Genomic DNA, 19,078 nt, shown 5'->3' with positions numbered 1-19,078 from the left:
CGCCAGCACAAATTCCAGCGCGCGCTGTTCCGCGATTTCGCGCGCGGGCGGGGACGTAAACTGAGTCACCTATGAATCCTGAAACGCTCGCCGAAGCCCTCCTCGCCGTCCTCGCTCCGATCGCCGGCGAGCGACGACCCGGTGAGCCGTTCGAGCTGACAGCGGCAGACATGGTGCTCGATCGTCCGCGCAACCGCGACCACGGCGACTGGTCGTCGAACATCGCCATGCGCCTCGCGAAGCAGTTCGGCACCAACCCTCGCGAGCTCGCCGAGCAGATCGTCGCCGGCATCACCGGCGTCGATGGCGTCGCGAGCGCCGAGGTCGCCGGACCGGGGTTCATCAACATCCGTCTCGACGCCGGCGCCGCCGGCGCGCTTGCGAAGACGATCGTCGATGCGGGAAAGGCATACGGGAGCAACGACACCCAGGCCGGTCGCAGCATCAACATCGAGTTCGTCAGTGCGAACCCGACCGGCCCGCTGCACATCGGACACACGCGCTGGGCCGCGCTCGGCGACGCGATCGCCCGCGTGCTCGCCGCCTCCGGTGCGACGGTGGCTCGTGAGTACTACATCAACGATGCCGGCGTGCAGATGGAGCGTTTCGCAGCATCCATCGTCGCCGCTGCCAACGGCCTCGCGACACCCGAAGGCGGCTATGTCGGCAGCTACATCAACGATCTTGCCGCTCGCATCCTCGAAGAGCGGCCCGAGTTCCTCGAGCTGCCCGCGTTCGAGCAGCTGATTCTCGCCCGTGAGCTGGGCTACGAGTACCAGCTCGAGGAGCAGAAGCAGTCGCTCGCGAAGTTCAACGTGCACTTCGACGTGTGGTTCTCCGAACGTCTCCTGCACCTGCAGAACGCGAACGGGGGCAGCCTCGTCGACCAGGCTGTCGACCGCCTCCGCGCACAGGGGCACGTCTTCGACGAGGACGACGCCGTCTGGGTGCGCACCACCGACTTCGGGGACGACAAGGACCGCGTCATCCGTCGCTCGAACGGCGAGTACACCTACTTCGCCGCCGATGCCGCGTACTACCTGAACAAGGGCGACCGCGGTTTCGCGCACAAGATCTACCTGCTCGGCGCCGATCATCACGGGTACGTGCATCGGCTGAAGGCGCTCGCCGGCGCTGCCGGCGACGATCCGGACAAGGACGTCGAGGTGCTCATCGGGCAGCTGGTGTCTGTCGGCGGCGCGCGCCTCAGCAAGCGTGCGGGCAACATCATCGAGATGGACGATCTGCGTGAGTGGCTGGGCACGGACGCCCTGCGCTACTCGCTGGAGCGTTCCCCTGCCGATTCGCCGCTCGCCCTCGACCCCGAGCTGCTGCAGAAGCGCACCAACGACAACCCGGTGTTCTACGTGCAGTACGCGCACGCCCGCACCCACAACGTCGCCCGCAACGCGGCCGATTCAGGCGTCGACCGCTCCGAGTTCGTCCCCGAGTTGCTCACTCACGAGACCGAGAGCGCGCTCCTCGGCGCGCTCCAGGAGTTCCCCCGTATCGTCGCGTTCTCCGCCGAGGTGCGCGAGCCGCACCGTGTCGCCCGCTACCTCGAGGAGCTCGCGGGGCTCTATCACCGCTGGTACGACAATTGCCGGGTCATTCCGCAGGGCGATGACCCGATCGAGAACGTGCACCGCACGAGGCTCTGGCTCAACGACGCCGCAGGTCAGGTGCTCCGCAACGGACTCGACCTGCTCGGCGTCTCGGCTCCGGAGCGCATGTAGTCGGTCGTCGGTGGGGGAGGATGTCAGCATGAGCGATGACAATCACACTCTTCCCTACCCGGACTCGGCAGTGGAGCATCCGACGCTGGTGATCCCTGGGAAGGTGGATGCGGCGGTGCCGGCGAAGCGCCGTCGTTGGCCGTGGGTGCTCCTCGTCCTCGCCGTGCTGCTGGCGCTGCTCGTCGTGGCCGCCGAGTTCATCGCGCGCAGCGTGCTTCCCGGCATCGTCCGCGGCATGGTGATCGAGCAGCTGGACCTGCCGGCCGATCAGCAGTTGGACGTCGAGGCGGGCGGCATCCTGCTGCCTCAGCTCATCGCTGGGCGTCTCGACGAGCTCCACCTCTCGAGCGATCGCGTGACGCTGGAGGGCATCACCGGTGCGGCGGACGTCACCGCCACCGGCATCCCGCTGCGCGGTGGCGACCTCGCGTCGGCGAACGGTACCGTGCGCATCGATCAGGCCGAGCTCACGACGCTCCTGGCGCGCTCCGAACTGCCGATCGAGTCGCTGGCACTCGAAGCCCCGAATGCGATCGCCTCGGGTTCGATCAGTCTTTTCGGCACGAGCATCGACGTGTCTCTGACCCTCACTCCTGGCGCGAAGGACGGCGATGTGACGATGACCCCGGTGTCGGCGACGCTGGGTGGGGTGGTCCTCGATGCGCAGCAGCTGAACGATCGTTTCGGTTCGCTCGCCGCTCCGTTCACCCAGACTCAACAGCTGTGCATCGCCGATCAGCTGCCGGCGGGCCTCACCCTTGCAGGACTGAAGATCGAGGGGACCGAGGCCGTGATCGACGTCGATGTGAACGGCGCGATCTCGACCGATCCGGCGCTTCTGGATCCGGGCGTCTGCCCCTAGGCAGGACACACCTTCGGGCACCGCGGTTGTCCGAAGGACATCCGATGTTTCCATGCTGTCCATCTGCGGTTATTAACCTCCGGAGCGTCCCCACACTCTGAAGGAATACCCCCATGTGCGATCACGACCCTCACGGCGCCCTCCCGATCGACGCGGACGCCGAACTGCATCGGCTCGGATTCTCGCGTCGCGACATGCTCCGGACCGCCGGCATCGCGCTGGCCGCCGGTGCGCTGTCGGCTGTTGTCGGTGCGACGGGCACCTCGTCGGCAGCGGCCAGCGTCGCCATGCGGCCGCCTGTCGGCGATCCGCAGCTCGCCTGGTTGGTGGGTGACCACCACGTGCACACGCAGTTCAGCCACGACGCGAAGTACCGGGTCACCCAGCAGCTCGACGCCGCGCAGCGCTACGGCGTCGATTGGCTCGCGTTCACCGAGCACAGCAACTTCGCCCACGCTGAACGCGGCCTTCCCGCAGCGCGCGAGCAGCTTCAGCTGGAGCGTGACGGGCGCGGCATGCTCATCTTCCAGGGGCTGGAGTGGTACATCCCGGCGGCCGAGCACGCCACGGTGCTCGTCGCCCCCGGAGCCGCGGACGCCCGAGTACTGCGGGCATTCGAGCTGGCATGGGACGGCAAGCTCAACGGCTGGGACAAGCCAGTGGGGGAGGCGCAGGCGGCCGAGTTCGAGCGCCGGGCTGCCGAGGCGATCGCGTGGCTCGGAGCGCAGAAGCGCGCCGGAGTCATCGACGACGCGGTGGTGCTCGCCAATCACCCGATGCGGCTCGGCATCGACTCTCCGCACGAGTTGCGAGTCTGGCGCGATGCCGACCCAGACATCATGATCGGCATGGAGGGAGCCCCGGGCGCGCAGGGCTCGGCCGTCGGCCAGTATTCCGGTCCTGGCGATCAGCGCGGCGAGTACGTCAACTCCCCGCGCCCCGACAGCTGGCCAGGGTACCCTGCCGACGCCTACCGCCCGTACGGCGGATTCGACTGGGCGACTGCCACGGTCGGAGGCCTTTGGGACGCATTGTTGGCTGAAGGCAAGCCCTACTGGATCACATCGAACTCCGACAACCACCTCACCGTGAAGGACACATGGGTGACCGGCGACTACCCGGCGGGCGAGCCCTACGCGAGTCTGCCGAGCGAGTTCGACCGATGGGCCGTTCTCGGCAAGCGCCCCGACCCGGTGGACACCGGCGCTCCCCAAGGCGGAAGCGACTTCTGGCCAGGACAGTTCTCGCGCCTTCACACCGGCGTCGCGACGCGCACATACGCGGGCGTGCTCGAGGCGATGCGCCGCGGGCGCATGTGGGTCGACCACGGTCATCTGCTGGGCGGATTGGACGTGCGAGCCCGCGCCGACATGCCAGGCAAGGGTGCGGGCCGCGGCAACGGAGCAGGCGGCGGCTGGGGCAACGCGGCGGGTCGCGGCGTCACTCTCGGCGGGCGACTCGCTGCGCGACGCGGGCAGGATGTGGTGGTGACGATCACCGTGACGACGACCGACTACGTGAATGCGGCGGGGATCCTCCCCGAGCTCGCTCACGTCGACCTCATCGCCGGTCCGGTCATGGGCGCAGTCTCGGACGCCGACACGGTTCGCGCCCCCGAGACGCGCGTCGTACGGCAGTTCGACACGACGGGCACCCGCGGCACGTTCACCCTGACGCACGTCTTCGAGCGGGTCGATCGGCCGTTCTACGTCCGGTTCCGCGGAAGCGACGGCAACCGCAACGGGGCCGGATACCACGGCGCCGCCGTCGATCCCACCGGACCCATCGTCCACGGCGACAGCGACGCCGACCCGTGGAAGGACACGTGGTTCTACGCCAACCCGATCTTCGTCGACGTGGCGTGACGCGCCTGCGTCACGGACGTTCTCCATCGGAGCCGGTTTCGACGTGCATGCCTGCGCGTTCGGCGCGTTCGGCCTTCTGCGCCGCGCGCAACGTCGCTGTGGCCAATCCGACAGCGCGCTCGGCCCGCTGCACCCCGCGCTGCGCGAACGTCTGCGCACCGAAGCGTTCATGAACGCGGTCGCGCTCCTCCTCGACGCCGGTGATGATGTACGCGCAGGACAATAGCGTCACCTGTGCGGTGAGGTTGAACCAGATCAGCAGTGCGAGCAGCGACGCGAACGACGCCAGAAGCGGGTTGGCTGATGCGCCACGGACGAAGAGGCCGGAAAGCTCCTGGAGCACGAGCATTCCGGCCCCACCCAGCAGAGCGCCGGGCCAGAGGGCGCGTGCTGAGGGGCGAACCCCGGACAGCACCAGGAAGACACCGGCGATCATGGCGACGTCGAGCAGGAAGACCACCAGCATCGACACCGCCCTGACGCCCCACCCGGCAAGGTCGGAGTCCGCGGGGACTCCGAGTACTCCAGTGACCCAGTCGACAGCGAGGCGGCCGGAGAATGTCAGGAAGGCAGCTGCCACGAAGGATGCGGCGATGCCGAGAGCGAGCGTGATGTTGCGAAGGATCACCCAGATCCAGAGCACATCGTCATCGAGCGTGTCGGCGAGCGCCCTGATCCCCGTCCTGAGCGAGCCGATCGCGCCGAGAGCAGCACCGACCAATGCGATCAGGGAGACGATTCCCGTCAACGAGAATCCGAGCGGCGCCCGACGGAGCTCCTCCGGATCGATGACCCCGTCCTCGCCGAACAGCCCGGGAACGGCCGAGCTCACGGCGTTCACGATCGCGTTCCACGCGACTTCGTTTCCCGAGAGCCAGAGCGACGCGATCGAGAAGCCGAGCAGCACCGCGGCGAAGACACTGAACAGCGTGCGGTACGTGATGCTGTCTGCGAGCATCGGTCCGTGCCGCTCGATGTAGAGGAGCACCGCCCGCACCGGCTTGCGTGCGAGCGCCCAGCGGACGACGGCGGCGGTCGTCCGCGGAATGAGTCCGGGCGACGAGGATGACGGAGCGCGCGATTCGGTGTTCATCACCGCTCAGCCTAGGAGTCGCGGAGCGGCTGTCGCAGGGGGCTTGACGCGAGGCGTCACCGTGAGGGAAGCGCTTCTGCCGGTGCCATAGAATCGGGGGCAACCTCGAAGTGCGCGATCCCGTGACGCGCTCCGTCCGACGATTGGTGCTCTGTGCTTTCCCCTGCCAACCCGCTCGCGCCGGACTGGCTCGTCGTGCCCGACGACGCGAACGACCTCGCAGAGGGCGTTTGGCCGGTATCCGCAGCCCGCGACGCCGACGGGACGCTGATCCTCTCCGGCATTCGCTCCACCACCCTCACTCAGAAGTACGGCACGCCGCTGCTCGTCCTCGACGAAGACGAGGTACGCCTGCGAGCCCGTGCGCTGCGCGCGGCTTTCGATGCGGCTGCAGCGGAGCACGACACGACAGTGCGGGTGTACTACGCGGGTAAGGCGTTCCTGTGCACCGCGGTGGCCCGGTGGGTCGTCGAAGAGGGGCTGTCGGTCGACGTCTGCACTCGTGGCGAACTCGAGGTCGCGCTCGCCGCAGGGGTGACTCCGTCATCCATCGGCTTCCACGGCAACAACAAGTCCGTCTCCGAGCTCGAACGCGCGGTCGAGGTCGGCGTCGGCACGATCATCGTCGACAGCGCCATCGAGATCGAGCGCCTCGCAGCCATCACCGCGCGTACCGACCGCGTCCAGCGCGTCATGGTCCGCGTGATCAGCGGTGTGCATGCCGAGACCCATGATTTCCTCGCGACCGCGCACGAGGATCAGAAGTTCGGCTTCCCGCTGCCTGATGCCGAGAAGGCCGTCGCCCGCATCCGTGAGATCTCCGGCCTGGAGTTCGTCGGACTGCACTGCCACATCGGATCGCAGATCTTCGGAGTGGCCGGGTTCCGCGAGTCCGCCTCCCGCGTGCTCGAACTCCATGCCGCGCTCCTCGCCGCCGGCCCGGTTCCGCAGCTGAACCTCGGTGGCGGCTTCGGCATCGCCTACACGAGGGTCGACGACCCGACGCCGATCGCGGAACTCGCAGCGGGCATCGTCGCTGCCGTTGCCGAAGGGTGCGCCGCTCGCGGCATCCCCGTGCCCGCTCTGGCCTTCGAACCAGGACGCGCGATCGTCGGCACGGCAGGGGTCACCCTCTACGAGGTCGGAACGACGAAGGACGTCACTGTCGAGTCGGGCGCCGCCCGGCTGTACGTGAGCGTCGACGGCGGCATGAGCGATAACGCACGGCCGGCCCTCTACGGTGCGCAGTACTCGGCGCGCCTGGCATCGCGCGCGGGCGTCGGCGAAGCGTTGCTCACCCGCGTCGTCGGCAAGCACTGCGAATCGGGTGACATCGTCGTCGACCACGAGTACCTTCCGGGAGACGTCACACCCGGCGACCTGCTCGCGGTCCCGGCGACCGGCGCGTACTGCGCGTCGTTGGCGAGCAACTACAACCACGTTCCACGTCCGCCCGTGATCGCCGTACGCGGCGGGAAGGCCACCGTGATCGTCCGAGGCGAGAGCATCGACGATCTCCTGGCACGAGACGCGGGCGTTCATGCAGAAGAAATCTCCGAAGGAGCACAATGACTGAGTACCGACGACTTCGGGTGGCGCTGCTGGGCGCCGGTGCCGTGGGCTCCCAGGTCGCGGCCCTGCTGCTGCGACACGGCGACGAGCTCGCCGACCGCGCCGGAGCCTTCCTGGAACTGGCCGGTATCGCCGTGCGCAACCCGGATGCCCCTCGTGAGGTGGACCTGCCGCAGGAGCTGTTCACCACCGACGCGGAGTCGCTCATCCTCAGCGCCGACATCGTCATCGAGTTGATCGGCGGCATCGAGCCGGCGCGCACGAACATCCTGCAGGCGATCGGTTCCGGCGCCGATGTGGTGACGGCGAACAAAGCGCTGCTCGCCACACATGGACCAGAGCTCTTCGAAGCAGCCGACCGCGTCGGCGCCTCGGTGTACTACGAGGCCGCCGCTGCGGGAGCGATCCCGATCATCCGACCGCTGCGCGACTCGCTCGCCGGTGATCGCGTCGTACGGATCATGGGCATCGTGAACGGCACCACCAACTACATCCTCGACCGGATGGAGACCGAGGGGGCCGACTTCGCCGACGTGCTCGCCGACGCTCAGCGGCTGGGCTACGCCGAGGCCGATCCCACAGCCGACGTCGAAGGCTACGATGCCGCGCAGAAGGCGGCGATCCTCGCGAGCCTCGCCTTCCACACCGCCGTTCCCCTGGATGCCGTGCATCGGGAGGGCATCTCCTCGATCTCCGCCTCGATGATCGAAGAGGCGCGTGCCGCCGGATTCGTCATCAAGCTCCTCGCCGTCTGCGAGCGGCTGGAGTCCGAGGGTGCCGAGTCGATCTCGGTGCGCGTCTATCCCGCGCTTGTTCCGCGGTCGCATCCGCTCGCTTCCGTGCACGGCGCGAACAACGCCGTCTTCGTCGAGGCCGAGGCCGCTGGCTCCTTGATGTTCTACGGCGCCGGCGCCGGTGGCGTGCAGACCGCATCCGCGGTGCTGGGCGACGTCGTCTCCGCGGCACGCCGCCACATCGCCGGCGGAGTCGGCGTCGGGGAGTCCACCAGGGCCAACCTCCCGATCGTGCCGATCGGGCACGTCACCACTCGTTACCAGATCACGCTCGAAGTGGCCGATGCGCCCGGCGTGCTCGCCACCGTCGCCGGCATCCTCAGCGACGGCGGCGTCTCCGTCGCCACCGTCGTGCAGACCGTGGAGGGTGAGGACGAGCCGACCGCGCGTCTCACCATCGGCACGCACCGCGCGACCGACCAGGCTCTCAGCGACACCGTCACGGCTCTCTCCGAGAGCTCCGTCGTCGAGCGCGTGGTCTCCGTCCTGCGCGTGGAAGGCGAGTGACCGTGGCAGCGGGACGCACCGTCGAGGTGCGGGTCCCGGCGACGAGCGCGAACCTCGGACCGGGCTTCGACACGCTGGGCCTGGCGCTCAGCGTCTACGACTCGCTCCTCGTGACGGCGCTGCCCGCCGGCGCGCTCGAGATCGAGGTGTCCGGTTCCGGCGCCGACGAGATCTCTCGCGACGATTCCAACCTCATCGTCCGCACCGTCGCCCACGTCTACGCCGACGTGGAGCGTCCGATGCCGGGTCTGCGCATCGTCGCGGAGAACGGGGTCCCGCACGGTCGCGGCCTCGGCTCGTCCGGCGCGGCCGTGGCCGCAGGTGTGCTCGCGGCGAAGGGACTGCTCGCCGGCGACGTCGAGATCAGCGATGATGATCTGCTGCGTCTGGCCACCGAGATGGAGGGCCATCCGGACAACGTCGCGCCGGCGCTGTTCGGCGGTCTCACGATCGCGTGGATGGGTGAGCGCGGCGCCCAGCACAAGAAGCTGCTCGTGCATCGCGGTGTCTCGCCGCTCGTGCTCGTGCCCGCGTACACGATGTCGACGTCGCTCGCCCGGTCGCTGCAGCCGCCGCAGGTGTCCCGAGAAGACGCCGTCTTCAACGTCTCGCGCTCCGCGCTGCTGATCGCCGCGCTCACGCAGAGCCCTGAGCTCCTGTTCGATGCGACGGCGGACCGCCTGCATCAGGACTACCGTGCCGAAGCGATGCCCGAGACGCAGCGACTCGTGCAGGCGCTGCGACGTGCGGGCTTCGCGGCAGTGGTCTCCGGCGCGGGGCCGAGCGTGCTCGTCCTCGCAGACGGCTCAGGCAGCCGACAGGATGCCGTCGAGCTCGCGGGTTCCGTCACAGACACCCCGTGGGAGGCCCTCCTGCTCGCGGTCGACGTGCGTGGTGGTACAGTGGGGATTCGAGCGGAGGGCTCCACGTAACTACGTGAATCTGGCCCCAATGCAATCTGCATGACCCGCACGTGAACCCAAAGGCCTCATGGCCACGGCTGGCGGACGCTGAGCGTCTGCCCGTGCGATCGCGCGCAGCACCCGTTGTGTGCGTACAACGCTCATTTCCCATGACATATGAGGGAGTACTCGTGGAGAACTTCTCCGGTACCCAGAACGACCAGGCGACTTCGGCCGCCGAAGCTCCGGCAGCAGCCGTGAGCACTGACGCGGCTTCGGCCGCACCGGCTCGCAAGCGCGCACCGCGCCGCGCATCGACCGCCACTGCGGCGGCGAAGGCCGAGAAGGCGGCAGCAGCAGCCGCTGCACCCGCAGACGCGCCGGCACCCGAGCAGGCTCCTGCCGCTCCAGCCGAGACGGCAGAAGCCGCACCCAAGGCGAAGGCGCCGCGTCGCAGCCGCGCCAAGAAGGCGGATGCCGAGGCGACGGATGCTCCGGCCGCTGCGGTCGAGGCACCTGCCGCGCCGGCAGAGGCTCCCGCTGAGCCGGCCGCGAAGCCGGCCGCCGATGCCGCCCCGAAGACCACCGGTCGCGGACGCCGCACCGCGAAGCCGGCGCAGGAGGCTCCTGCCGAGGCTCCGGCCGCAGAGCAGCCTGCATCCGCTCCGGCGGAGACCGCGCCGGCGAACGGCGACGGCTCATCCGAGAACGCCGATGGCGGCGACGAGCAGAACGGCCGTGGCCGTGGCCGCAACCGCAGCCGCAACCGCGGACGTGGTCAGAACGGTACCCCGCAGGAGCAGCAGCAGCAGCCCGCTCCCGCCGAGACCGAGCAGTCCGCGAACAGCCGCAACCGCCAGCGCAACAAGCGCCGCGGCGGCGAGCCCACCGACGAGTTCGACACGGAGATCGGCGAGGACGACGTCCTCATCCCGATCGCCGGCATCCTCGACGTGCTCGACAACTACGCATTCGTCCGCACCACCGGCTACCTCGCCGGCCCCAGTGACGTCTACGTCTCCCTCGGACAGGTGAAGAAGTACAACCTGCGCAAGGGCGACGCGATCGTCGGCTCCATCAAGCAGCCCCGCGAGGGCGAGCAGCCGGGTCGCCAGAAGTACAACGCCCTGGTGAAGGTCGACTCCATCAACGGTCTGTCCGTCGACGACGCCGCGACCCGCGTCGAGTTCGGCAAGCTCACCCCGCTGTACCCGCAGGAGCGTCTGCGCCTGGAGACGGCGCCCGAGAAGCTCACCCAGCGCATCATCGACCTCGTCGCCCCGATCGGCAAGGGGCAGCGCGGTCTCATCGTGGCGCCGCCGAAGGCAGGCAAGACGATCGTCCTGCAGCAGATCGCCAACGCGATCGCGCAGAACAACCCCGAGGTCCACCTCATGGTCGTGCTCGTCGACGAGCGCCCCGAAGAGGTCACCGACATGGAGCGTTCGGTGAAGGGCGAGGTCATCGCCTCGACCTTCGACCGCCCCGCCGAGGACCACACCACGGTCGCCGAGCTCGCCATCGAGCGCGCCAAGCGCCTCGTCGAGCTGGGTCGCGACGTCGTCGTGCTGCTCGACTCGATCACGCGTCTGGGCCGTGCGTACAACCTCGCAGCTCCCGCCTCCGGCCGGGTGCTCACCGGCGGTGTCGATGCGTCCGCTCTGTACCCGCCGAAGCGCTTCTTCGGTGCCGCACGCAACATCGAGAACGGCGGATCGCTCACGATCATCGCCACCGCGCTCGTCGAGACCGGGTCCAAGATGGACGAGGTCATCTTCGAGGAGTTCAAGGGCACAGGCAACAGCGAACTGCGCCTCTCGCGCTCGCTCGCTGACAAGCGGATCTTCCCGGCTGTCGACGTCAACGCGTCGAGCACCCGCCGCGAGGAGATGCTGCTCTCGGTCGACGAGGTCAAGATCACGTGGAAGCTGCGTCGTGCCCTTGCGGGCCTCGACCAGCAGCAGGCCCTCGAGGTCGTGCTCGGCAAGCTGAAGGAGACGCACTCGAACGTCGAGTTCCTCATCCAGATGCAGAAGTCGATGCCGGCTCCGACCGCCGGTGGTCACAGCCACGACAACAACATCCGCTGAGCTGACGTGTTCGAGTCCGTCCAGACTCTCATCGACGAGCATCGCCGGGTCCAGGAGGAGCTCTCCGACCCGGCGGTGCACGCCGACGCTGCGCGAGCCAAGCGGGTCAACCGCCGCTACGCGGAGCTGAGCCGGATCGTCGCGGCCTACGACGCGTGGGTGGCGGCGACGGATGATCTGGATGCTGCGCGCGAGTTCGCCAAGGAAGACGAGGCGTTCGCCGAGGAGGTGCCGTCTCTCGAGGCGGGTCTCCAGGCCGCGCACGAGCGGCTGCGGCGACTGCTCATCCCGCGCGACCCTGATGACGCGCGCGACGTGATCATGGAGATCAAGGCGGGGGAGGGCGGCGCCGAATCGGCACTGTTCGCCGCCGATCTGCTCCGGATGTACATCCAGTACGCGGCATCCAAGGGCTGGAAGACCGAGCTGCTCGAGCGGAACGAATCCGACCTCGGCGGCTACAAGGACGTCCAGATCGCGATCAAGGGATCATCGACCGATCCGGCGCAGGGGGTCTGGGCGCACCTCAAGTACGAGGGCGGCGTGCACCGTGTGCAGCGGGTGCCCGCCACCGAGTCGCAGGGACGCATCCACACCTCGACCACCGGAGTGCTGGTCTTCCCCGAGGTCGACGAGCCCGACGAGATCGAGATCAACCAGAACGATCTCAAGATCGACGTGTTCCGCTCCTCCGGACCGGGCGGCCAGTCCGTGAACACCACGGACTCGGCGGTGCGCATCACGCACCTACCGACCGGCATCGTCGTATCGATGCAGAACGAGAAGTCGCAGCTGCAGAACCGAGAGGCCGGCATGCGCGTACTGCGCGCCCGCTTGCTGGCTCGGCAGCAGGAGGAGCTGGATGCAGTGGCATCCGACGCGCGCAAGTCGCAGATCCGCACGATGGACCGCTCCGAGCGCATCCGGACGTACAACTTCCCGGAGAACCGCATCGCCGATCACCGCACCGGATTCAAGGCCTACAACCTCGACCAGGTGATGGACGGTGCACTGGAGCCGATCATCGAGAGCGCGATCCAGGCCGACGAAGAGGCTCGCCTCGCCGCCGTCGGCTCCTGACGCCGGACCGCGCGTCCTTCTGCGAGGTTCGCATGCGGAGCGCTAGGCTCGCCGCGTGATCACGCACCTGTTCCGCACGCTCATCTATCTCGTGTCGGCCGGCCTCGGCCTCATCGTCGCCGACCTCGCGCTCGAGGGCTTCCAGATCGACTGGTCGAAATGGTGGGGTTTCGTCATCTGCATCGTGATCTTCGCGATCCTGCAGACCATTCTGGGCCCGCTGATCAGCAAGCTGGCCGACCGCTTCGCTCCGGTGCTGCTCGGCGGGATCGGCATCTTCTCGACGCTGATCGCCCTGGTCGTCGTCGTGCTGCTGCCGATCGGGGGCCTGCGGATCGTCGATGTCTCGGGCTGGATCCTGGGGTCCGTGATCGTCTGGCTGGTCACCGCTCTCGGCACGATTCTGCTGCCGATGATCTTCCTCAAGAAGGAAGCCCGCGGCACACGCTCGCGCTGAGCGCTCTCAGATCGAGTAGTCCGAGAAATCGGGGGCGGTGAGCACAGCTCGGGTGTCCTCGCCGACGACTCGCTGGCGCGGCTTGGCCGGCACACCGACCAGGATGCTGTCCGCCGGTGCATCCTTCGTCACGACGGCGTTCGCGCCGACGACGGAGCCGGCGCCGATCGTGATGGGGCCGAGGATCTTCGCGCCGGCGCCGACGGCCACGCCGTCACCGAGCGTCGGGTGCCGTTTGCCGGAGTCTCGGGTGCGACCGCCGAGGGTGACCCCGTGATACAGCATCACGTCATCGCCGATCTCGGCCGTCTCTCCGATCACCACGCCCATGCCGTGATCGATGAAGAACCGCCGACCGATCTGCGCGCCGGGGTGGATCTCGATGCCGGTCAGCCAGCGGGTGGCCTGGGACCCCAGTCGGGCGACGAAGCGCGCCCGGTGCGTCCAGAGCCAGTGCCAGGCACGGTACGCCCAGGTCGCGTGGAGCCCGGGATAGAGCAGAGCGATCTCCAGGCTCGAGCGAGCAGCGGGATCTCGCAGCTTGGCCGCTGCGAGATCCTCGCGCATTCGCGAGATGGCGCTCATCAGTCCTCGCGGATGTCCTCGAACAGCGCGGTCGACAGGTAGCGCTCGCCCGTGTCGGGGATGATCACGACGATCTTCTTTCCGGCGTTCTCCGGGCGTGCGGCGACGGCGAGTGCGGCCCATGCGGCCGCACCGCTGGAGATGCCGACCAGCAGGCCTTCCTTCGCCGCGAGGGCACGAGCGGTCGAGATCGCGTCCTCGAACTCGACGGTGACCACTTCGTCGTACACGGTCGTGTCGAGGATCGGGGGAACGAAGTTCGGGCCGATGCCCTGGATCTTGGCAGGGCCGGGCGTGCCCTGCGAGAGCAGCGGCGACGCGGTGGGCTCGACGGCGATCACCTTGAGGTCGGGGTTGCGCTGCTTGAGCACCTGGCCGACGCCGGTGATGGTCCCGCCGGTGCCGATTCCGGCCACGAAGATGTCGACGTCGCCGTCGGTGTCGCGCCAGATCTCCTCAGCTGTGGTGCGACGGTGGATCTCAGCGTTGGCCTGATTCTCGAACTGACGGGCGAGGATCGCGCCAGGGGTCTCGGCGGCGATGCGCTCGGCCTCGGCGATGGCGCCCTTCATTCCGAGCGTCGGGTCGGTGAGGACGAGCTGCGCGCCGAACGCCTTGAGCAGCACACGGCGCTCCTTCGACATCGACGAGGGCATCGTGAGGATCACCGTGTAGCCGCGCGCTGCGCCGACGAGCGAGAGCGCGATGCCGGTGTTGCCGCTGGTGGCTTCGATGATCGTCCCGCCGGGCGCGAGCGTGCCTGCCTCTTCAGCCGCGTTGATGATCGCGATGCCGAGACGGTCCTTGACGCTGGAACCCGGGTTGAAGAACTCGAGTTTCGCGAGCACCGTCGCACCCAGGCCCTCGGTGACCCGATTCAGACGGACCAGGGGAGTGTTTCCGAACGCGGTGGTGATGTCTGCGTGGATGCCGGGCATGAAGGGCCTTTCCTAGACGGGACTCTGCGGCACCAGCCTAGGTGAGCGCCCTTGTCCGACGGCCAATGTGACGGCGAATTGCGCTCTACGCTGGAACCCATGCCCGAATCCTCTCTCGCTGCGCTCGTGCGAGCCGCCGCGCAGCGCCTCGCCGACGCGGGCGTTCCGGATCCTCTGATCGACACGGAACTGCTGGCCGCGCACGTCCTCCAGCTGCGCCGGGGTGAAGTGCAGGCGGCGATCATCCGCGGCGACGGGGTGAGCGAGGAGGCCGCGGCGGCGCTCGATGACCTCGTGTCCCGGCGCGCACGGCGCGAGCCGCTGCAGCATCTCACCGGGACGGCGCCGTTCCGTCATCTGGAACTCGCCGTCGGGCCGGGAGTGTTCGTGCCGCGGCCCGAGACCGAGATCGTCGTCCAGTACGCCATCGACGCGCTGTTGAACGCCGCGGATCCGGAACCTATCGGCATCGATCTCGGCACCGGCAGCGGGGCGATCGCGCTGGCGATGGCCACCGAGGTGCCGCACGCCAGGATCTTCGCCGCCGAGATCTCCGCAGACGCTCACGCCTGGGCCCAGCGCAACACCGCGGGAATCGCCAATCTGACGCTGGTGCACGCGGACCTCGCAGATGCGTTCACAGAGCTCGAGGGAACGGCGGTGGTCGTGATCTCGAACCCTCCGTATGTTCCGGATGCCGCCGTGCCGCGCGATCCCGAAGTCCGTCTGTTCGATCCCGCTCTGGCCCTGTACGGCGGGGCGGACGGGCTGGACATCGTCCGAGTGCTCAGCATCCGCGCCCGGCAGCTCCTCATGCCCGGCGGGCTCCTCGTGATCGAGCACGGCGAGCTGCAGGGCGAGGCCATCCGAGACATCCTCACCACCGACGGGTGGCGCGCCGCAGCGACGCATCGCGACCTCACACAGCGCGACCGTGCGACGACCGCCCTGCGGGCCTGAGTCCCGGCGCCTACTCATCCAGGAACTCCCAACTAGAATCGAGTGGTCATGTCTTCCATCTTCGACTGCACCGACGCGGCGCAACTGCTCACCGGCATGCGCCATGCGCGCCAGGCGATCGGTCGCGGCGAACTCATCGTGATGCCCACCGACACCGTCTACGGCGTGGCCGCTGACGCGTTCTCCCCGGCGGCCGTGCAACGGCTGCTCGACGCGAAGGGTCGCGGCCGTGATGCGCCGCCACCGGTGCTGATCGGCACGAAGGAGACGCTGAACGCCCTGGTCGAAGAAGTCCCTGAGGCGGTCCAGAAGCTGGTCGATGCGTTCTGGCCCGGAGGCCTGACGATCGTGCTGCCCGCGCAGCCTTCGCTGGTCTGGGACCTCGGTGAGACGCTGGGCACGGTCGCCGTGCGCATGCCAGAGGGGCGCGTCGCCTTGGAGCTGCTCGCCGAGACCGGCCCGATGGCTGTCTCCAGCGCGAACCTCACCGGCAAGGACGCAGCGATCTCGGCGTACGACGCCGAGCGGATGCTGGGCGACAGCGTCGCCGTGTACCTCGCCGACGGCCTGAGCAAGAACGGCATCGCTTCGACCATCGTCGATGCGACCTCCCTCGTGCGACGCGGCGCGGATGACGAGACGGGCCAGGTGCGGATCCTCCGCGACGGCGTGGTCACCCGCGATCAGCTGAGCGAGGTGCTCGGCGACCTGCTGGAGCCGATCGCATCCTCGGACGAGGATTCGTGAAGCAGTACCTCTTCACGATCATTCTGACCGCAGCGATCACATTCGCGCTGACCTGGGCGGTCTGGCGGCTGAGCCTGCGCTTCAAGCTGTACCCCGGGATCCGAGAGCGTGACGTGCACACCACGCCGACACCCCGACTCGGCGGTGTCGCGATCTTCCTCGGCATCGCCGCGGCGATCGGATTCTCCGCGGCGAATCCGTTCTTCGACACCATGTGGGTCCGCCCGCAGACCATGTGGGCGATCCTCGGCGCCTCCCTGCTGATCGCTGTGATCGGCGTGATCGACGATCTCTGGGATCTGGACTGGATGATCAAGCTGGGCGCGCAGTTCCTCGCGGCCGGCGTCATCACCGTCGGCGGTGGACTGCAGATCCTCTCGTTGCCGTTCGGCGACATCATCGTCTTCTCCAGCTGGTTCAGCATCACGATGACGATGTTCGCCATCGTCATCGTGATGAATGCGGTGAACTTCATCGACGGTCTCGACGGCCTCGTCGCCGGAGTCTGCCTGATTTCGAACGGCGTGTTCTTCGCCTACTCCTACATCCTCACCAGAGACACCGGAGCCTCCAGTTACTTCAACCTGGCATCCTTCCTCGCTGCTGTCCTGATCGGTGCCTGCCTCGGGTTCCTGCCGTTCAACTGGAGCCCGGCCAAGCTCTTCATGGGCGACTCCGGCGCGCTGGTGCTGGGTCTGCTGATGGCGACGTCCGCCATCGCGCTCACCGGCCAGTTGGATCCCTCTGCCCTCGACCCGGAGCAGCTGGGGCGTTCGCAGCTGCTCGGCGCGTTCATTCCGATTCTGCTGCCGGTGCTCGTCGTCCTGCTTCCGCTGCTCGACTTCGGGCTCGCGGTGCTCCGCAGGATGAGCGCCGGAAGGTCCCCGTTCTCTCCCGATCGCAAGCACCTGCATCACCGGATGCTCGATCTGGGGCATCGCGATCGCGACGCCGTGCTCATCTTCTACGCGTGGGCGGCGGTGATCTCACTGGCGGTGCTGCTGATGTACGTCGGCGCGCGTGAGGACTGGCCAGGGCAGTATCTGCCCGGTGTCGCCTTCGGCGTCGTGGGCATCGGTGCCTGCCTCGTGATCACCCTGATCCCCTCACGCCGCGCGATGCCAACCGCATCCGCCGAGCCCGACCCGTCACCCCTGGAGTCCTGATGAGCCCGACCCCCGTGTCCAGCACGCCGATCCTGCGCCGCACCCTGATCTGGTCGGGTGTCGCGACGGCGGTGCTCGCCGTCATCGCCGGCGCACTCGGTTTCGTCTTCGCGCAGGGCGAGGGCCTCGTGAGCGGCCTGCTCGGCGTCGTCCTCGCAGCGTTGTTCCTCGCGATCACGGCGATCAGCATCCTGGTGGCCAACCGCTGGTACGGAGACCCGATCTACGTGCAGCTCTTCTTCGCGATCGTGCTCGGCGGATGGCTGCTCAAGCTCGGCGTCTTCTTCCTGATCATGGTGTTGGTGAGCGGGCAGCCGTGGATCCATCCGACGGTCTTCCTGCTCTCGATCGTCGCCGGCGTCCTGATGTCGCTCGTGATCGACGCGATCGTGCTGATGAGGATGCGTCTGCCCATCGTGAGCGACGCGTCGCTGCCGACGGAGGTCCCAGAGGACCGTGCACCCGGCGCCCCGGAGCGGCCCTCCGACGGCGGCGCCGCGTCTTAGGTCACCCTCAGATTCTGATAGTGTTGACACGTGCCCGCCGCTCGTCCGCGAGCGCTTGCGCTGTGAAGCACACCGACCATCGTCGCCCCGGTTTTGACCGGTGCCCCGAAGCTGGAGCCCGCGCTGTTCAATCTTGCTGCGACCATGATGCCCCGACTTGCCTCCGACGACGGCGAGTTCCACGGACCGTCGATCGATGAGTTCTTCCCAGATGCCGTCTTCCAGATCGGCGACCTGGTCATCCATCGCATCCACCTGATCCAATTCCTGGCGACGGCGATCGTGGTAGTCCTCCTCGTGCTGGGCACCCGGAGGATGCGAGTCGTCCCCGGCCGCTTCCAGAGCGTCGTCGAGATGGGTCTCGACTTCGTCCGCGTGAACATCGCAGAAGACTTGCTCGGACGCAAGGACGGCCGTCGGTTCCTGCCGATCCTCACAACGCTGTTCTTCATGATCCTGTTTATGAACCTCACGGGCATCATCCCGTTCCTGAACATCGCCGGAACCAGCATCATCGCCGTTCCGCTGCTGCTCGCGGCCGTGAGCTACGTGACGTTCATCTATGCGGGCATTAAGAAGAGCCCGAAGAACTTCTTCAAGAACTCGCTCTTCCCCTCCGGCGTGCCGCCGTTCCTCTACATCATCGTCACCCCGCTCGAGATCATCTCGACGTTCATCATCCGGCCGGTGACGCTGACGCTTCGACTCCTGATGAACATGATCGTCGGCCACCTCATGCTGGTGCTGTTCTTCTCGGCGACGCAGTTCTTCGTGTTCACACTTGGCAACGGCTGGATTGCCGTCGGCGCCGGGACTCTCGCCTTCGGCTTCGCCTTCACCCTGTTCGAGGTCCTGGTGGCCTTCCTGCAGGCTTACGTCTTCACCATCCTCACCGCGGTCTACATCCAGCTCGCGGTCGCAGAAGAGCACTGAGCGGGTCGGCAACACCTGCCTTCCCTCCCAACGAAAGGAAAAACCCGTGGACGCAACTACGGTTCTCGCTGAAATCTCCGGCAACATCGCGACTGTCGGCTACGGCCTCGCAGCCATTGGCCCCGCCATCGGCGTGGGCATCGTCGTCGGCAAGACGATCGAGGGTGTTGCCCGTCAGCCCGAGCTCGCCGGTCGCCTGCAGGTCCTGATGTGGATCGGTATCGCCTTCACCGAGGCGCTCGCCTTCATCGGCATCGCGACGTACTTCATCTTCACCAACTGACC

18 protein-coding genes are annotated in these 19,078 nt (G+C 67.8%); 15 read left to right on the top strand and 3 right to left on the bottom strand.

The genetic code is table 11. The features are described from left to right. Window positions 1-71: 71 nt before the first annotated feature. The 3 genes from argS (at window position 72) to LTA6_RS17855 (ending at window position 4,463) form a co-directional block, all read left to right on the top strand. Entirely contained in the window at window positions 72-1,736 is a 1,665-nt protein-coding gene (gene argS, locus LTA6_RS17865; protein ID WP_341975206.1) for an arginine--tRNA ligase, read from the top strand. Between the two features lie 28 nt (window positions 1,737-1,764). Continuing rightward, on the top strand, window positions 1,765-2,598 hold the full coding sequence (locus LTA6_RS17860; RefSeq protein ID WP_341975205.1) for a DUF2993 domain-containing protein: 834 nt from the start codon (window positions 1,765-1,767) through the stop codon (window positions 2,596-2,598). Window positions 2,599-2,711: 113 nt separating this feature from the next. Next, window positions 2,712-4,463: a PHP domain-containing protein gene (locus LTA6_RS17855; RefSeq protein WP_341975204.1), complete on the top strand. Its 1,752-nt coding sequence runs from the start codon at window positions 2,712-2,714 to the stop codon at window positions 4,461-4,463. A gap of 10 nt (window positions 4,464-4,473) precedes the next feature. Here the strand turns inward: LTA6_RS17855 and LTA6_RS17850 are convergent, their stop codons facing one another. Then, window positions 4,474-5,556 (bottom strand): YihY/virulence factor BrkB family protein, encoded by a 1,083-nt coding sequence (locus LTA6_RS17850; RefSeq protein ID WP_341975203.1) that lies wholly within the window; start codon window positions 5,554-5,556, stop codon window positions 4,474-4,476. A 153-nt stretch (window positions 5,557-5,709) separates the two neighbouring features. Between LTA6_RS17850 and lysA the strand changes: the two genes are divergently transcribed. The 6 genes from lysA to LTA6_RS17820 all read left to right on the top strand — a co-directional run bounded on the left by lysA (window position 5,710) and on the right by LTA6_RS17820 (window position 12,958). Continuing rightward, entirely contained in the window at window positions 5,710-7,128 is a 1,419-nt protein-coding gene (gene lysA, locus LTA6_RS17845; protein WP_341975202.1) for a diaminopimelate decarboxylase, read from the top strand. After that, window positions 7,125-8,429 (top strand): homoserine dehydrogenase, encoded by a 1,305-nt coding sequence (locus tag LTA6_RS17840; protein WP_341975200.1) that lies wholly within the window; start codon window positions 7,125-7,127, stop codon window positions 8,427-8,429. The genes lysA and LTA6_RS17840 overlap by 4 nt, the downstream gene beginning before the upstream one ends. Next, complete coding sequence (gene thrB, locus LTA6_RS17835) at window positions 8,426-9,361, top strand: homoserine kinase (protein ID WP_341975199.1); 936 nt, start codon at window positions 8,426-8,428, stop codon at window positions 9,359-9,361. Before LTA6_RS17840 ends, thrB begins: the two co-directional genes overlap by 4 nt. Window positions 9,362-9,501: 140 nt before the next feature. Next, on the top strand, window positions 9,502-11,421 hold the full coding sequence (gene rho / locus LTA6_RS17830) for a transcription termination factor Rho (RefSeq protein ID WP_341975198.1): 1,920 nt from the start codon (window positions 9,502-9,504) through the stop codon (window positions 11,419-11,421). 6 nt (window positions 11,422-11,427) lie between these two features. Then, window positions 11,428-12,501, top strand: coding sequence for a peptide chain release factor 1 (gene prfA / locus LTA6_RS17825; RefSeq protein ID WP_341975197.1), 1,074 nt, complete (start codon window positions 11,428-11,430; stop codon window positions 12,499-12,501). Window positions 12,502-12,556: 55 nt separating this feature from the next. After that, entirely contained in the window at window positions 12,557-12,958 is a 402-nt protein-coding gene (locus tag LTA6_RS17820) for a hypothetical protein (protein WP_341975196.1), read from the top strand. A 6-nt stretch (window positions 12,959-12,964) separates the two neighbouring features. On the opposite strand, the gene epsC is transcribed toward LTA6_RS17820, so the two are convergent. Continuing rightward, the gene (gene epsC / locus LTA6_RS17815; RefSeq protein ID WP_407358338.1) at window positions 12,965-13,543 is read right to left on the bottom strand and encodes a serine O-acetyltransferase EpsC; all 579 of its coding nucleotides are present in this window, start codon (window positions 13,541-13,543) and stop codon (window positions 12,965-12,967) included. After that, a complete protein-coding gene (gene cysK, locus LTA6_RS17810) occupies window positions 13,543-14,481 on the bottom strand; it encodes a cysteine synthase A (protein WP_341975194.1) in 939 nt (312 codons plus the stop codon). The genes epsC and cysK overlap by 1 nt, the downstream gene beginning before the upstream one ends. Window positions 14,482-14,580: 99 nt before the next feature. Here cysK and prmC point away from each other — a divergent pair, with 99 nt between their 5' ends. The 6 genes from prmC to atpE all read left to right on the top strand — a co-directional run bounded on the left by prmC (window position 14,581) and on the right by atpE (window position 19,076). Then, window positions 14,581-15,441 (top strand): peptide chain release factor N(5)-glutamine methyltransferase, encoded by an 861-nt coding sequence (prmC, locus tag LTA6_RS17805; protein WP_341975193.1) that lies wholly within the window; start codon window positions 14,581-14,583, stop codon window positions 15,439-15,441. Between the two features lie 48 nt (window positions 15,442-15,489). Beyond that, the gene (locus LTA6_RS17800; RefSeq protein WP_341975192.1) at window positions 15,490-16,188 is read left to right on the top strand and encodes an L-threonylcarbamoyladenylate synthase; all 699 of its coding nucleotides are present in this window, start codon (window positions 15,490-15,492) and stop codon (window positions 16,186-16,188) included. Next, window positions 16,185-17,354, top strand: coding sequence for an MraY family glycosyltransferase (locus LTA6_RS17795; protein WP_341975191.1), 1,170 nt, complete (start codon window positions 16,185-16,187; stop codon window positions 17,352-17,354). The genes LTA6_RS17800 and LTA6_RS17795 overlap by 4 nt, the downstream gene beginning before the upstream one ends. Continuing rightward, the gene (locus LTA6_RS17790) at window positions 17,354-17,860 is read left to right on the top strand and encodes a hypothetical protein (RefSeq protein ID WP_407358337.1); all 507 of its coding nucleotides are present in this window, start codon (window positions 17,354-17,356) and stop codon (window positions 17,858-17,860) included. Before LTA6_RS17795 ends, LTA6_RS17790 begins: the two co-directional genes overlap by 1 nt. Window positions 17,861-18,004: 144 nt before the next feature. Continuing rightward, window positions 18,005-18,793, top strand: a complete 789-nt coding sequence (atpB, locus tag LTA6_RS17785) for a F0F1 ATP synthase subunit A (RefSeq protein WP_341975189.1) — start codon at window positions 18,005-18,007, stop codon at window positions 18,791-18,793. Between the two features lie 46 nt (window positions 18,794-18,839). Continuing rightward, a complete protein-coding gene (gene atpE, locus LTA6_RS17780; RefSeq protein ID WP_341975188.1) occupies window positions 18,840-19,076 on the top strand; it encodes an ATP synthase F0 subunit C in 237 nt (78 codons plus the stop codon). Window positions 19,077-19,078: the final 2 nt, after the last annotated feature.

The sequence above is a fragment of the Microbacterium sp. LTA6 genome, from assembly GCF_045690355.1.
Lineage (GTDB): Bacteria > Actinomycetota > Actinomycetes > Actinomycetales > Microbacteriaceae > Microbacterium.
The sequence above is the reverse complement of the archived record's forward strand: the minus strand, read 5'-3'. Positions and strand labels throughout refer to the sequence as shown.

What these genes read in the sequence shown, in the direction of transcription:
- argS (WP_341975206.1), top strand. Translation starts at nt 72, where the DNA reads ATGAATCCTGAAACGCTCGCCGAAGCCCTCCTCGCCGTCCTCGCTCCG.
- LTA6_RS17860 (WP_341975205.1), top strand. Translation starts at nt 1,765, where the DNA reads ATGAGCGATGACAATCACACTCTTCCCTACCCGGACTCGGCAGTGGAG.
- LTA6_RS17855 (WP_341975204.1), top strand. Translation starts at nt 2,712, where the DNA reads ATGTGCGATCACGACCCTCACGGCGCCCTCCCGATCGACGCGGACGCC.
- LTA6_RS17850 (WP_341975203.1), bottom strand. Translation starts at nt 5,556, where the DNA reads ATGAACACCGAATCGCGCGCTCCGTCATCCTCGTCGCCCGGACTCATT.
- LTA6_RS17840 (WP_341975200.1), top strand. Translation starts at nt 7,125, where the DNA reads ATGACTGAGTACCGACGACTTCGGGTGGCGCTGCTGGGCGCCGGTGCC.
- rho (WP_341975198.1), top strand. Translation starts at nt 9,502, where the DNA reads ATGACATATGAGGGAGTACTCGTGGAGAACTTCTCCGGTACCCAGAAC.
- epsC (WP_407358338.1), bottom strand. Translation starts at nt 13,543, where the DNA reads ATGAGCGCCATCTCGCGAATGCGCGAGGATCTCGCAGCGGCCAAGCTG.
- cysK (WP_341975194.1), bottom strand. Translation starts at nt 14,481, where the DNA reads ATGCCCGGCATCCACGCAGACATCACCACCGCGTTCGGAAACACTCCC.
- prmC (WP_341975193.1), top strand. Translation starts at nt 14,581, where the DNA reads ATGCCCGAATCCTCTCTCGCTGCGCTCGTGCGAGCCGCCGCGCAGCGC.
- LTA6_RS17800 (WP_341975192.1), top strand. Translation starts at nt 15,490, where the DNA reads ATGTCTTCCATCTTCGACTGCACCGACGCGGCGCAACTGCTCACCGGC.
- LTA6_RS17790 (WP_407358337.1), top strand. Translation starts at nt 17,354, where the DNA reads ATGAGCCCGACCCCCGTGTCCAGCACGCCGATCCTGCGCCGCACCCTG.
- atpB (WP_341975189.1), top strand. Translation starts at nt 18,005, where the DNA reads ATGATGCCCCGACTTGCCTCCGACGACGGCGAGTTCCACGGACCGTCG.